This window comes from Mesorhizobium sp. ESP6-5 (genome assembly GCF_020164695.1).
Lineage (GTDB): Bacteria > Pseudomonadota > Alphaproteobacteria > Rhizobiales > Rhizobiaceae > Mesorhizobium > Mesorhizobium australicum.
Genome location: NZ_JAIUGR010000008.1, coordinates 57,428 through 70,209 on the forward strand (window position 1 = coordinate 57,428; position 12,782 = coordinate 70,209).

Sequence of the window (12,782 nt, forward strand, 5' to 3'; positions counted from 1 at the left end):
ATTCCGGCGTGGCAAGCTCTGAAGGCGAAAACGCCCCCTGCTTCGCCCGGCGGTGCTGTCATGACGGGTTGACCGGATACACGAAGGGCGCGGCGATGTCACGCCGCGCCCTTGTGCAAAATTCCAGGCTTTCTGGATCAGTTGCTGCTGATGGCAACCGCCTCGCCTTCGACCACGACCGGCAATGCGTAGCCTGACGGCTTGTCGCCGGTCACGACACCGCCCGCGACACGGACCTGGATCTCGGGACCGAAATAAGAATGCGGGAACGGTGCCGGCGTGCCGCTCACCTTGTCCAGGCGCTGGCGAAGCGCGGGCGGTATGGAGAAATCGAGCGCCGCAAGATTATCCTGCAGCTGCGAAAGCCGCGTTGCTCCGAGAATGACGGTGGCAACTCCTGGCTGAGTCGCCACCCAGTTCAGCGCGACCTGAGCCATGCCGCGGCCGAGTTCGGCGGCGACTTTCTCCAGCTCCGCCACCACAGCCCAGTTGTGCTCGCTGAATTTCTGGAAGCCTGGGTGGGTGGTGTTGCGGAAGCCGTCGAGCCGGCCGGCATTGCCCGCCTGCGCCGGGCGGTATTTGCCACTTAGCAGTCCGCTTGCCAGCGGGCTCCAGACCATGATGCCGGCGCCATGGCGTGTCCCGAACGGCACGAATTCATGCTCGATGGCACGCTCCGCCAGGGAGTATTCAAGCTGCAACGCAGAGATCGGCTCATAGCCGCGCAGTTCGGCGATCGCCTGCGCCCGCCCGGCATACCAGGCCGGCACGTCGGACAGGCCGATGTGACGTATCTTGCCTGCCCGAACCAGATCGTCGAGCGTACGCAGCACTTCTTCGGCCGGCGTCAGCCTGTCCCAGATATGCATGAGATAGAGATCGATATAGTCGGTACCCAGCCGCTTCAGCGATGCGTCGACGGCACGCATGATGTTCTTGCGGCCATTGCCGCCGGCGTTCGGATTGCCGGGGTTCGAGTTCATGGTGAATTTGGTGGCGATCACCGCCTTGTCGCGCAAGCCCCGCTCGGCTACGAATTCACCGAGCCAGGTCTCGGCCGTGCCGCCGGTGTAAAGGTCGGCGGTGTCGAAGAAATTGCCCCCGGCCTCGACATAGGCGTCGAACATCGCGCGCGCCGTATCCCGGTCCGCGCCCCAGCCCCATTCCGTCCCGAAAGTCATCGTGCCCAGTGCCAGCCGGCTGACGCGCAGCCCGCTGTTGCCGAGTGTGTAGTAGCTCATCGTCATTGTCTTTTCCGATCTTGGTCCGGTTGATGCGGGCGTCATTGGCCAGGTGTCGCCTTGACCCAGGGATTGCCGCGCTCATGCGTCATGCGGAAGGTGAAGCCATCGACCTTCCAGCCAGCCGCTGAGCGCGTGAGGTGATGCTCATACGTGCCCCAGACCTCCCAGAGCGGGTCGCCATTGCCCTCCATCCGGTTCCAGGCGTAGCCGTTCGACAGAACGGTCGCCGTGTCCGCTTCAAGGACGACCTGGTGATTGGTGCGCAGATGCAGGCTGGTCTTGCTGCCTTTGAGATTGCCGGCCCAGGCGCCGATCAGATCGTCGGAGGCGATGTTGGCCGCGGGCTGCCCGGACAGGCTGCTGAAGTCGGCGGTGACCCTATCCGCGAAATAGCTGCGCGCGCGTTTCCAGTCCTGCGCGTCGACCGCGCGGTCGATGGCATCGGCGATGCGGATGATGGCGCGGTCATCGGCAAGCGCCTGCCAGCCCATCGGTTCGGCCCCGCCGGCGTCGAGCGGCGCCAAGGCAAGCCCTGCGGCGAAGGTAGCGTGTTTCAAGGCGTTCATATCTCTTCTCCTCGATACCATCAGCCCGATCGCCGATGTGTTGGCGACAATGTGGACCTCTGCCTCGGCGTCGATAAGATTGCATTCTCCGCAAAGACTATGCGATACTGTTCATGAATGGACCGGGATCTGCTCAGCCATCTGCCTGTCATCATTGCGGTCGCCCGGCGCGGCGGTTTTGCCCTTGCCGCGGCCGAACTGGGCATGAGCCCTTCGGCGGTCAGCCATGCAGTGCGCCTCGTCGAGGAGCGGATCGGCCAGCCGCTGTTTGCGCGCACGACGCGCAGCGTTTCGCTCACCGAGGCGGGCAAGGCGCTGGTGGAAACGGCGGCCCCTGCCCTTCAGGATATCGCCGAGCGGATGGATCGTATCCGCAGCGTCAAGGGTAGGCCGTCCGGGCTGCTCAGGATCAACGCCTCCAACATTGCAATGCCGTTGGCGGTGACGCCGGTCGTGGCGGCGATGGCCGAGCGATATCCCGACATCACGGTCGAGATTTTTGCTGATCAAGGGTTGGTCGACATCGTCGGCGAAGGTTTTGACGGCGGCATCCGGCTCGGCGAGATGATCGCCCAGGACATGGTGGCCATCCGACTGACGCAGCCCTTCAAAGCCGTTATCGTCGCCTCGCCCGCCTATATCGGGCGACATGGCCGTCCGCGCAGCGTGGCCGATCTCGCGAACCACAATTGCATCGGATACCGTCTCGTTCGCTCCGGTGCCCTCTATCGCTGGGATTTGACCTGGGACGGCAAGGACGTGGTCATGGAAACCAGCGGTACGGCCATCGTGACGGACTCGCTTGCGGCAATCGATCTGGCTCTCGCCGGAGTGGGCCTTGCCTACATGTTCGAGCCGCTGGCGCGCGCCGATCTCGCGGCCGGTCGCCTGGTGCAGGTTCTGCCGCAATCAGCGATCGAGGAACCCGGCCTTTTCCTCTACTTTCCGCGTCGCGCGGCGATGGCGCCCAAACTCAGGGCCTTTATCGACACCGCGAACGAAATCGGCCGGGCATCCCAGCGGATGTCCGGCCGAAAAAACACAGGCGAAATGGACCGGTAAGAAGTTACTTCTTGACCGCCGCCGCGACTTCCGCGGCGAAATCCGTCTCTTCCTTCTCGATGCCCTCGCCAAGGGCGAAGCGCAAATAGGCCGTGATCTTGGCCGGCGCGCCGATTTCCTTTTCGGCATCCTGCAGCGCCTTCTCGACGGTGATGTCGGGATTGAGCACGAAGGCCTGCTTCAGGAGCACGACTTCCTCATAGAATTTGCGCAGGCGACCCTCGACCATCTTCTCGATGATGGCTTCCGGCTTGCCGGACTGGCGCGCCTGGTCGGAGAAGATTGCCTTCTCACGCTCGATCGCGGCCGGATCGATCTGCTCGGCGGTCAGCGCCATCGGGTTGGTGGCGGCGACATGCATGGCGACCTGGCGGCCAAAGGCATTGGCGGCATGCTCGTTGCCCGTGGTCTCGATCGCGACCAGCACACCGAGCTTGCCGAGACCATCGGCAACAGCGTTGTGCACATAGGTCGCAACCGCACCATGCGGAACGGTGAGCTTGGCCGAGCGGCGGAAGCCCATATTCTCGCCGATAGTGCCGACCGCGTCCTTGATGGTGTCGGTGACCGACTTGTCGGAGCCCGGATATTTGGCGGCGGCGACCGCTTCGGTCGTGCCATAGGCAAGCGCCACCTTGGCGACGTTGGCGACGATTTCCTGGAAGGCGGCATTGCGGGCGACGAAGTCGGTCTCGGAATTCACCTCGACCACGGCAGCTTCACGCACACCGTTGTCGACGCCGATCAGACCTTCGGCTGCCGTACGGCCGGCCTTCTTGTCGGCCTTGGAGATACCCTTCTTGCGCAGCCAGTCAACGGCCTCTTCCAAGTTGCCGTTGGTCTCGTTCAACGCCGCCTTGCAGTCCATCATGCCCGCGCCGGTCAAGTCGCGGAGTTCTTTGACCTGTGCAGCCGAAATGCTCATTGTCGCCTCTTTGTTTAAATGCACCGACGCACCATCGGTATTCGATGGTGCGTCTGTCTAGCGTGCCAAAATATGAGAAAGATGAAGGCCGCAACCGGCCTTCGATTGTCAAGCCTCGGGGGCTTCCGACGCCGGAGCCGGATCGAGCGCCGGTTCGACCGGAGCTTCGACCGAAGCGCCGATATCCATGCCGAGCGCGCCCTGCTGACGGGCGATGCCGTCGATGGCGGCCTTGGCAATCAGGTCGCAATAAAGCTGGATGGCGCGGGCCGCGTCGTCATTGCCGGGGATCGGGAAATCGATCTTGTCCGGATCGCAGTTCGAATCGATGATGGCGACGACCGGGATGCCCAGGCGCTTGGCCTCGAGGATGGCGATCGCCTCCTTGTTGGTGTCGATCACGAACATCAGGTCGGGCGTCGAGCCCATGTCCTTGATACCGCCGAGCGCCTTGTCGAGCTTCTCGCGCTCGCGATCGAGGTTCAGGCGTTCCTTCTTGGTCAACCCTTGCGCTTCGCCGGCCAGCATCTCGTCGAGCTTGCGCAGGCGCTGGATCGAGTTCGAGATCGTCTTCCAGTTGGTCAGCATGCCGCCGAGCCAACGCGAGTTGACGTAGTACTGGGCCGAACGCTGTGCCGCATCGGCAACGATGTCCGACGCCTGGCGCTTGGTGCCGACGAACAGCACGCGGCCGCCCTTGGCGACGGTGTCGGAAACCTGCTTCAGCGCCTGGTGCAGCAAAGGCACCGTCTGCGAGAGGTCGATGATGTGGATGTTGTTGCGGGCGCCGTAGATGTAGGACGCCATCTTCGGGTTCCAGCGGTGGGTCTGGTGGCCGAAGTGAATGCCAGCTTCCAAAAGCTGGCGCATACTGAAATCAGGCAGTGCCATTCTAAGTTCCTTTCCGGTTAGCCTCCACGGACACAGGCATTTTTGGACCGAGGTCCTCGAACACCACCGGAGGTCTCAGCCGGATTTCTCCCGGGCAGACACCAAAGTCCGTGTGTGGAATGAGCGCGCATATAGAGGGGAAGTCCGACAAACGCAAGCGGGGCGGCGCTTTAACGCCTAGCGTGCGGCAATCAGCGCTCCGGTGCCGATCATGGCGCTGCCGGCGAACCTGTTCATCAGCCGCATGCGCCTGGGTGTCCTGAACCAGCCCGAAGCCCGGCCCGCGAGCGCGGCATAGACCCCCATTGTCACGATATTGACGCTGATGACGGTCGCCACCACCAGCAGGCCATCGAAAAAGGTCATCGTGTCGAGATCGAGAATCAGCGGCATGATCGAGGCATGGAACAGGATCGCCTTCGGGTTTCCGAGCGCTATGGACGCGCCGAGCAGGAAGGATCGGGACAACTTCGCCTGCCCCGTCCGCGGCTCATTCGATTGCGCGACCGAGGCCCGCCACATCCTGACGCCGAGAAAGATCAGATAAACGGCGCCGGCATATTTCAACAGGAGGAAGATCCATTCGAAGGTCTGAGCCAGGGCCACCAACCCCAGCAGCGCCAGAGTGACGAGCACGGCATCGCCGGCGGCGACCCCAAGGCCGGCCATGAAGGCCCGCAGGAACCCACGCGACACGCCGTTGGTGATGACCGCGAACATTGCCGGCCCCGGCGTGGCGGCGGCGAGCGTCACAGCGGCGCAATATGCCAGGAATGCCGTTGGTGTCATCGCTTGGACTTTCCGTTGGGCACCCGCACGCGCCGGAAGATGGCGACGATCTGCTCGCGGCTGCACTCGATGGCGCCGAGCCGCACCGCACGGTCGCGCTCGAAGCCGGTTATGTCATAGTGCGGAGCGGATGTCTTGGGCGGGCCCTGGTAGGACGAGCGCTTGATGCCGAGTTCCGCCGCAAAGCGATGCAATTCGTCGGTGTCGTCGGCTAGGAGATGGCACCAGAGATGGCCGGCCCATTTCCAGATCGCCGCATCTACATAGACTGCCATCAAGCCCGCCACGGCCAGCTCAATTGCCCGACCCTGCTATTTCGATACTGGGCAAGGCTTTGTCTGGTCGAACAGCGATAGGTTGACCAGCTTGCCGGTCATCGAGAAGTCGCCATAGTCCATGACGAGATCACGGGTGATGCCGTTCTCGTGCAGCTTGAAGCTGATCCGGTATTCCGGCACTTCCTCGCCGTTCTGGGCGCTGTCGTCGAAATAGGCGATGTCGACCGGCCAGTATTTGTCGGTGGCAAGCTTCGCCAATGCCGGCGCTTCCGGATCGGCCTTGTCGGCCTCGCTCTTCTTGCCGACGACAACCGTGGTCGTCATCACCTTGTTGGCGTCTTCCGAGCCGTCGAACAAGTTGGTCTGATAGAAGTTTTCGCCTTTTTCGGCCTTTCCGATCAGCTCGACCAGATGCTGGGTCGGAAACTGGGTGGCGGCGAGTTCGAGACTGTTCTTCTCCGGCTTGTCGATATCGACCTTGAGGCCCTTCGCGTCTTTCGTGGCCATACCCTTGACCTCCTTGTCGAGGTTCTGGTCGACAAAGGATTTCGTCACGAACGAAAAGGTCTTGCCTTCGGCATCCTCGAAAGTCGTCGTCTGCTGGTCGGTCAGCTTCGTGTTGTCGTTGGTGGCGATCTGGGTGACGAAACGGAATTTCACCGTATAGCCTTCGCAGGCCGAGCCATTGAACTCGTAGACCATGCGGCCGGTGATGCCGGTGATGCCGGACCGATCGTCCGCCTTCTTGAGCGTGAGATCATAGACGGCACGATGCGCCTGCAGCGCCGGTGCGGCGACAGCGGCGCCTGTTGGCAAAAGCGCCGACAACAGAACGGCGTGGAATGCAAGGCGCGTCGCGCGCATGAGGTACTCCGATCGTCGCGGCTGATGGCAGGCCGCAGGGAAAGATGGTCCAGCTTAAAAAAAGTCGTGGCGGAAGCGAGGCAAAAATAGCAATTTCGGCCCGGCCAGCGCGGCGCCTTCCAGCAATAGGGAAAAGCAATGAGTGAAACAATCGAAAAGCGGCTAAGTGATCTCGGCGTGACGCTTCCCGTCGCCGCCGCACCCGCCGCCAACTACGTGCCCTATTGCAGGACCGGCAACCTGCTGTTCACCGCTGGTCAGTTGCCGCTCAAGGACGGCAAGCTGCAGGCAAGCGGCCTGCTCGGCCGCGACGTCGACACGGCAAGCGGCAAGGACGCGGCGAAATACTGCGCCATCAACATCCTGGCACAGGCCAAGGCGGCACTTGGCGACCTCGAGAAGATCCGTCGCCTGGTGAAGATCACCGTCTTCGTGGCCTCTGCCCCCGACTTCGTCGAGCAGCATCTGGTCGCCAACGGCGCCTCCGATTTCCTGGTTGCCGCGCTCGGCGAAAGCGGCAAGCACGCGCGCTCGGCCGTCGGCACCGCCTCCCTGCCGCTTAATGCCGCGGTGGAAATCGAAGCGATCTTCGAAGTCGAATGAGTGTAGGTGCTGACATGACCGACCTCTCCTGGCTGACGGCCCGGCCGGTTGCCCATCGCGGCTTTCACGACATGAACAAGACGCGCTGGGAAAACACGCTTTCCGCCTTCGCTGCCGCGGCCGAACGCGGCTACGCGATCGAATGCGACGTGCATCTGTCGTCGGATGGCGTCCCCATCGTCATCCATGACGACGATTTGCAACGGCTGACCGGGCAGGACGGTTTCGTCTGGCAACGCAGCGCGGCCGAACTTACCGCGCTCAAGGTTGGCGGCACGGCGGATCACGTGCCGACGTTGCAGGAAGCGCTCGACCTCGTCGATGGTCGCGTGCCCATGGTCGTCGAACTGAAAGGAACTCCCGGTCGCGACGAAGGCCTGGTGGCGCGCGTCGGCAAGATGCTCAAGCGCTACAAGGGCAAGGCGGCGATCATGTCATTCGATCACTGGCTGATCCGCGATTTCCCCAAACACGCGCCCGGCATCCCGGCTGGATTGACCGCCTATGGCAAGGACGCCAAGCTGATCGAAGCACATTTCGCCATGCTGGCGCACGAACTCGCCTTTACCTCCTATGCCGCAGGCGACTTGCCGAATCCGTTTGTCAGCTTCGTGCGCGAAAAGCTCAAAATGCCTGTCATCACCTGGACGGTGCATGATCAGCCCGCGATCGACCTGACCTTTAGATATGCCGACCAGATGACGTTCGAAGGGTTCGAACCCGACCTGGTCGAAGTCGCCTGAGCAGGGTGCCCGAAACGTGACTTGTAGCGGCCCGAATGGAGCTTAAATAAGCCTCATGGATCAGGGCGATGACGGCGACGGACAAATGGCGAATGCAGACTATTCGATCCGCATCGCCGCCGGCATCGGTGCCTTTACCTGCGACGAATGGAACGGCTTTGCCGGAACCACGCGTGGCGACACGGAAGCTGGGTACAACCCGCTCGTTTCATTCGCTTTTTTGAGCGCTCTGGAGGATTCCGGCTGTGCCGTGCGTCGCACCGGCTGGCAAGGTCATCACCTGCGGCTGGAGACCGCGCAAGGCAGGCTCCTCGGCGCCGTTCCCTGTTATCTCAAGTCGCACAGCCAGGGCGAATACGTGTTCGATCACGGCTGGTCGGATGCCTTCGAACGCGCCGGCGGCCGTTACTATCCAAAACTGCAAAGTGCCGTGCCGTTCACCCCCGTCACCGGCCCTCGCCTGCTGGTCGGCAAAGGCGAGGATCAGGATGCGGTGAAGGCTGGGCTTGCGGCCGGTCTCAAAATGGTGACCGACAAGCTCGGCGTGTCCTCTGCGCATGTCACCTTCGTGCAGGAGAGCGACGTCGCGACGCTGGAAGCCGCGGGCTTCCTGCATCGCACCGACCAGCAATTCCATTTCTTCAACGAAGGCTTTTCGACCTATGACGACTTCCTCGCCACGCTTGCCTCACGCAAACGCAAGGCGATGAGGAAGGAACGGCGCGAGGCGCTGGCCGATGGCATCTCGATCGACTGGTTGACCGGAAAGGACCTGACCGAAAAGACCTGGGACGACTTCTTCGCCTTCTATATGGACACCGGCAGCCGCAAATGGGGCCGCCCCTACCTGAACCGCCAGTTCTTCTCGCTGATCGGCGAACGCATGGCGGACGACATCCTGCTGGTGATGGCCAGGCGCGACGGGCGCTATATTGCCGGCGCCATCAACTTCATCGGTTCCGACGCGCTCTACGGCCGCAACTGGGGCTGCATCGAGGATCACCCCTACCTGCATTTCGAGGTTTGCTATCACCAGGCCATCGACTTCGCCATCGAACGCAAGTTGAAGGTGGTCGAGGCAGGCGCGCAAGGCGAACACAAGCTGGCGCGCGGCTACCGGCCGGTGACTATGCATTCGGCCCACTACATTTCCCATCCTGGCCTGCGCAACGCGGTCGCCGACTATCTCAGGCGCGAGCGGCGCGAAGTGGAGCGGATGGGCGAATATCTGGAAGAACATACCCCGTTCCGCAAGGATCTCGAGGAATAGCAGGCTCTTTGGCGTGCCATGCCCCGGCCATGGGTGCGTAAGCACCATCGCAGCGCAAAAGGCGCTTCATGACGCGCTTGTCGAATTTGGGATGGCCGATCACGTCGGCCATAGTCTTGCCGCTCCGGAAGAGCTTCGCTACACGGGACGGCGAGGCACAATCCGGAGCGTTCGCCATGGCCGAAACCGCCTATGACACAGACAACATTTTCGCAAAGATCCTGCGTGGAGAAATTCCTTCGCACCGCGTTTACGAAGATAACGCCGTAGTGGCCTTCATGGACGTGATGCCGCAAGGACCGGGCCATACGCTGGTGGTGCCGAAAGCGCCGTCGCGCAACTTGCTCGACGCCAACCCGGAGATATTTGGCTCGCTCTTTACAGTTGTTCAAAAAATGGCGCTGGCGGTGAAGAAAGCCTTTAACGCCGATGGCGTCACCATAATGCAGTTCAACGAGCCAGCCTCCGGACAGACCGTCTATCACCTGCATGTGCATGTGGTTCCGCGCTTCGAGGGCGTGGCGCTCAAACCGCATTCCGGACAGATGGAGAAGCCGGAAGTGCTGGCGGAGAATGCCGGCAAGATCCGTGCCGCGCTCGCGGGCTGAGGTGTCTGTTCGCCGCTTTCATATGACTTTGGCGCAATGAAAAAGCCCCGTTTCCGGGGCTTTTCCGAGTAAGTTCCGATCAGCCCTTGCGGGGCAATTGCGGCACCAGGCTGCGTTTGCCGCCATCCTTGCCCTTGGGCTCCGGCTTCTGCGCGACGACCTTCTTGGCCGCGGGCTTCTTGGCCACCGCCTTGGGCGGCTTCGGCGCGTCTTCGGGCTCTTCCTTCTTCGGCTTCACCGGCGCCTCGTCGGCGAGTGATTCGAGCTTCAGGCCGGTCTCGCCGGTTTCCTTCTTCTCGACGGTGACGCGCACCGTGCCGCCCTTCTTCAGCTTGCCGAACAGCACCTCGTCGGCCAGCGGCTTCTTGATGTGCTCCTGGATGACGCGGCCAAGTGGACGCGCGCCCATGCGTTCGTCATAACCCTTGTCGGCAAGCCAGGCGATCGCGTCCGGCGACAGGTCGAAGGTGACGCCGCGCTCGGAGAGCTGGGCTTCCAGCTGCATGACGAACTTCTGCACCACCTGATGGATCACCGGCACCGGCAGCGAGCCGAACGGGATGATCGCATCGAGACGGTTGCGGAATTCCGGCGTGAACAGCCGGTTGATCGCCTCGACATCGTCGCCTTCGCGCTTGGTCGAACCGAAACCGATCGCCGCGCGCTGCGCATCGGATGCGCCCGCATTGGTGGTCATGATCAGGATGACATTGCGGAAGTCGATCTGCTTGCCATTGTGGTCGGTCAGCTTGCCGTGGTCCATCACCTGCAACAGGATGTTGAACAGGTCCGGATGCGCCTTCTCGACCTCGTCGAGAAGCAGCACGCAGTGCGGATGCTGGTCGACACCGTCGGTCAAAAGGCCGCCTTGGTCGAAACCGACATAGCCGGGAGGCGCGCCGATCAGCCGCGAGACGGTGTGGCGTTCCATATATTCCGACATGTCGAAGCGGATCAGTTCGACGCCGAGCGAGGCGGCCAACTGCTTGGCGACCTCCGTCTTGCCGACGCCGGTCGGGCCCGAGAACAGGTACGAGCCGATCGGCTTTTCCGGTTCGCGCAGGCCGGCCCGTGCCAGCTTGATCGCCGAGGTCAGCGCCGTAATGGCGGTGTCCTGGCCGTAGACGACGCGCTTGAGCTCAATGTCCAGGCCCTGCAGCACCTTCTCGTCATCGGCCGAAACCGTCTTCGGCGGGATACGCGCCATGGTGGCGATCGTCGCTTCGATCTCCTTGATGCCGATCGTCTTCTTGCGCTTGGCTTCCGGCACCAGCATCTGCGAGGCGCCGGTCTCGTCGATCACGTCGATCGCTTTGTCCGGCAGCTTGCGGTCGTTGATGTAGCGCGCCGACAGCTCCACCGAGGCCTTGATCGCCTCGTTGGTGAACTTCACCTTGTGAAATTCCTCATAATAGGGCTTCAAGCCCTTCATGATCTCGATGGCGTCCTCGACGGTCGGTTCGTTGACGTCGATCTTCTGGAAGCGCCGCACCAAGGCACGGTCCTTCTCGAAGAACTGGCGGAACTCCTTGTAGGTGGTCGAACCGATGCAGCGGATCGCACCGGAAGACAGCGCCGGCTTCAACAGGTTCGACGCATCCATGGCGCCGCCCGAAGTGGCGCCGGCGCCGATCACCGTATGGATTTCGTCTATGAACAGCACGGCACCCGGATAATCCTCGAGCTCCTTGACGACCTGCTTCAGCCGTTCCTCGAAATCGCCACGATAGCGCGTGCCGGCCAACAGCGTGCCCATGTCGAGCGCGAAGATGGTGGCATTGTGCAGCACTTCCGGCACGTCGCCCTCGACGATGCGCTTGGCCAGACCTTCGGCGATCGCCGTCTTGCCGACCCCGGGGTCACCGACATAGAGCGGGTTGTTCTTGGAACGGCGGCACAGCACCTGGATGGTGCGGTTGATCTCGCCTTCGCGGCCGATCAGCGGATCGATCTTGCCGGCCTTGGCCTTGTTGTTGAGGTTGACGCAATAAGCGGTCAGCGCGTCCTGCTGCTGCTTCTTCTTGCCGCCCTCCTCCTGTGGCTCGGCGCCGTTCGGGCCGCCCTGCTCGTCATCGGCACCGCGCGGGCTGCGGCTCTCCGACGCGCCCGGCCGCTTGGCGATGCCATGCGAGATGTAGTTGACCGCGTCGTAGCGGGTCATCTGCTGTTCCTGCAGGAAATAAGCGGCATGGCTTTCGCGCTCGGCGAAGATCGCCACGAGCACGTTGGCACCCGACACTTCCTCGCGACCCGATGACTGCACATGGATCACCGCGCGCTGGATGACGCGCTGGAAGCCGGCGGTCGGCTTGGAGTCCTCGTCGTAGCCGGTAACCAGATTGTCGAGCTCGGTATCGATGTAGGTGAGAACGGTGTGCTTCAGCTCGTCGAGATCGACGTTGCAGGCGCGCATGACGGCGGCCGCCTCGGTGTCGTCGATGAGCGCGAGCAGCAAATGTTCAAGGGTTGCATATTCATGGTGGCGCTCATTGGCGAGCGTCAGCGCCTGGTGAAGCGCCTTTTCCAGGCCTTGGGAGAAAGCCGGCATGTTACCTCACTTCTTCTCCATCACGCATTGCAGCGGATGCTGATTCTGTCGGGCGAAATCCATGACCTGAGACACTTTGGTCTCGGCCACCTCGAATGTATAGACCCCGCACTCGCCCACTCCATGATTGTGAACATGAAGCATGATGCGTGTGGCGGCTTCGCGGTCCTTCTGGAAAAAACGCTCCAGCACGTGAACCACGAACTCCATCGGAGTGTAGTCGTCGTTGAGGATGAGGACCCGGTAAAGGCTGGGCTTTTTGGTTTTGGTTTTGGTGCGCGTGATGACGGCCGTCCCGCGGCCGGCCTCATTGCCGTCGCCGCCGCCGTTTTGCATCCGCGCCACTTGTCTCGTGGCAGTCAAACCGATCGTCACGTAATCCTGCCTCTTT

14 protein-coding genes are annotated in these 12,782 nt (G+C 62.2%); 5 read left to right on the forward strand and 9 right to left on the reverse strand.

Annotation, left to right across the window (positions count from 1 at the left end):
• Positions 1-137: 137 nt before the first annotated feature.
• Positions 138-1,247 (reverse strand): aldo/keto reductase, encoded by a 1,110-nt coding sequence (locus tag LB524_RS14785; protein ID WP_015317782.1) that lies wholly within the window; start codon positions 1,245-1,247, stop codon positions 138-140.
• 35 nt (positions 1,248-1,282) lie between these two features.
• Positions 1,283-1,810 (reverse strand): nuclear transport factor 2 family protein, encoded by a 528-nt coding sequence (locus LB524_RS14790; RefSeq protein WP_015317781.1) that lies wholly within the window; start codon positions 1,808-1,810, stop codon positions 1,283-1,285.
• A 117-nt stretch (positions 1,811-1,927) separates the two neighbouring features.
• Between LB524_RS14790 and LB524_RS14795 the strand changes: the two genes are divergently transcribed.
• Complete coding sequence (locus LB524_RS14795; RefSeq protein WP_224527715.1) at positions 1,928-2,872, forward strand: LysR family transcriptional regulator; 945 nt, start codon at positions 1,928-1,930, stop codon at positions 2,870-2,872.
• 4 nt (positions 2,873-2,876) lie between these two features.
• On the opposite strand, the gene tsf is transcribed toward LB524_RS14795, so the two are convergent.
• The 5 genes from tsf to LB524_RS14820 form a co-directional block, all read right to left on the reverse strand.
• A complete protein-coding gene (gene tsf, locus LB524_RS14800) occupies positions 2,877-3,797 on the reverse strand; it encodes a translation elongation factor Ts (protein ID WP_224527717.1) in 921 nt (306 codons plus the stop codon).
• Positions 3,798-3,905: 108 nt separating this feature from the next.
• Positions 3,906-4,688 (reverse strand): 30S ribosomal protein S2, encoded by a 783-nt coding sequence (gene rpsB / locus LB524_RS14805; protein WP_015317778.1) that lies wholly within the window; start codon positions 4,686-4,688, stop codon positions 3,906-3,908.
• Between the two features lie 177 nt (positions 4,689-4,865).
• Positions 4,866-5,477 (reverse strand): LysE family translocator, encoded by a 612-nt coding sequence (locus LB524_RS14810; protein WP_224527719.1) that lies wholly within the window; start codon positions 5,475-5,477, stop codon positions 4,866-4,868.
• Complete coding sequence (locus tag LB524_RS14815; RefSeq protein WP_140616396.1) at positions 5,474-5,752, reverse strand: DUF4031 domain-containing protein; 279 nt, start codon at positions 5,750-5,752, stop codon at positions 5,474-5,476. Before LB524_RS14815 ends, LB524_RS14810 begins: the two co-directional genes overlap by 4 nt.
• Before the next feature lie 36 nt (positions 5,753-5,788).
• Positions 5,789-6,619, reverse strand: coding sequence for a cell envelope integrity EipB family protein (locus LB524_RS14820; RefSeq protein ID WP_015317775.1), 831 nt, complete (start codon positions 6,617-6,619; stop codon positions 5,789-5,791).
• 138 nt (positions 6,620-6,757) lie between these two features.
• Here LB524_RS14820 and LB524_RS14825 point away from each other — a divergent pair, with 138 nt between their 5' ends.
• The 4 genes from LB524_RS14825 to LB524_RS14840 all read left to right on the forward strand — a co-directional run bounded on the left by LB524_RS14825 (position 6,758) and on the right by LB524_RS14840 (position 9,843).
• Positions 6,758-7,222, forward strand: a complete 465-nt coding sequence (locus LB524_RS14825; RefSeq protein ID WP_015317774.1) for a RidA family protein — start codon at positions 6,758-6,760, stop codon at positions 7,220-7,222.
• A 14-nt stretch (positions 7,223-7,236) separates the two neighbouring features.
• Positions 7,237-7,965 (forward strand): glycerophosphodiester phosphodiesterase, encoded by a 729-nt coding sequence (locus LB524_RS14830; protein WP_140616389.1) that lies wholly within the window; start codon positions 7,237-7,239, stop codon positions 7,963-7,965.
• A gap of 55 nt (positions 7,966-8,020) precedes the next feature.
• On the forward strand, positions 8,021-9,235 hold the full coding sequence (locus LB524_RS14835) for a GNAT family N-acetyltransferase (protein ID WP_224527722.1): 1,215 nt from the start codon (positions 8,021-8,023) through the stop codon (positions 9,233-9,235).
• A gap of 176 nt (positions 9,236-9,411) precedes the next feature.
• Complete coding sequence (locus tag LB524_RS14840; RefSeq protein WP_224527725.1) at positions 9,412-9,843, forward strand: HIT family protein; 432 nt, start codon at positions 9,412-9,414, stop codon at positions 9,841-9,843.
• 79 nt (positions 9,844-9,922) lie between these two features.
• On the opposite strand, the gene clpA is transcribed toward LB524_RS14840, so the two are convergent.
• Positions 9,923-12,391: an ATP-dependent Clp protease ATP-binding subunit ClpA gene (gene clpA, locus LB524_RS14845; protein WP_140664145.1), complete on the reverse strand. Its 2,469-nt coding sequence runs from the start codon at positions 12,389-12,391 to the stop codon at positions 9,923-9,925.
• Positions 12,392-12,397: 6 nt separating this feature from the next.
• Positions 12,398-12,727 (reverse strand): ATP-dependent Clp protease adapter ClpS, encoded by a 330-nt coding sequence (gene clpS / locus LB524_RS14850; RefSeq protein ID WP_010909565.1) that lies wholly within the window; start codon positions 12,725-12,727, stop codon positions 12,398-12,400.
• Positions 12,728-12,782 lie beyond the last annotated feature (55 nt).

What these genes read in the sequence shown, in the direction of transcription:
- tsf (WP_224527717.1), bottom strand. Translation starts at nt 3,797, where the DNA reads ATGAGCATTTCGGCTGCACAGGTCAAAGAACTCCGCGACTTGACCGGC.
- LB524_RS14815 (WP_140616396.1), bottom strand. Translation starts at nt 5,752, where the DNA reads ATGGCAGTCTATGTAGATGCGGCGATCTGGAAATGGGCCGGCCATCTC.
- rpsB (WP_015317778.1), bottom strand. Translation starts at nt 4,688, where the DNA reads ATGGCACTGCCTGATTTCAGTATGCGCCAGCTTTTGGAAGCTGGCATT.
- LB524_RS14810 (WP_224527719.1), bottom strand. Translation starts at nt 5,477, where the DNA reads ATGACACCAACGGCATTCCTGGCATATTGCGCCGCTGTGACGCTCGCC.
- LB524_RS14795 (WP_224527715.1), top strand. Translation starts at nt 1,928, where the DNA reads ATGGACCGGGATCTGCTCAGCCATCTGCCTGTCATCATTGCGGTCGCC.
- LB524_RS14785 (WP_015317782.1), bottom strand. Translation starts at nt 1,247, where the DNA reads ATGACGATGAGCTACTACACACTCGGCAACAGCGGGCTGCGCGTCAGC.
- clpA (WP_140664145.1), bottom strand. Translation starts at nt 12,391, where the DNA reads ATGCCGGCTTTCTCCCAAGGCCTGGAAAAGGCGCTTCACCAGGCGCTG.
- LB524_RS14830 (WP_140616389.1), top strand. Translation starts at nt 7,237, where the DNA reads ATGACCGACCTCTCCTGGCTGACGGCCCGGCCGGTTGCCCATCGCGGC.
- clpS (WP_010909565.1), bottom strand. Translation starts at nt 12,727, where the DNA reads ATGCAAAACGGCGGCGGCGACGGCAATGAGGCCGGCCGCGGGACGGCC.
- LB524_RS14840 (WP_224527725.1), top strand. Translation starts at nt 9,412, where the DNA reads ATGGCCGAAACCGCCTATGACACAGACAACATTTTCGCAAAGATCCTG.
- LB524_RS14820 (WP_015317775.1), bottom strand. Translation starts at nt 6,619, where the DNA reads ATGCGCGCGACGCGCCTTGCATTCCACGCCGTTCTGTTGTCGGCGCTT.
- LB524_RS14790 (WP_015317781.1), bottom strand. Translation starts at nt 1,810, where the DNA reads ATGAACGCCTTGAAACACGCTACCTTCGCCGCAGGGCTTGCCTTGGCG.
- LB524_RS14835 (WP_224527722.1), top strand. Translation starts at nt 8,021, where the DNA reads ATGGATCAGGGCGATGACGGCGACGGACAAATGGCGAATGCAGACTAT.
- LB524_RS14825 (WP_015317774.1), top strand. Translation starts at nt 6,758, where the DNA reads ATGAGTGAAACAATCGAAAAGCGGCTAAGTGATCTCGGCGTGACGCTT.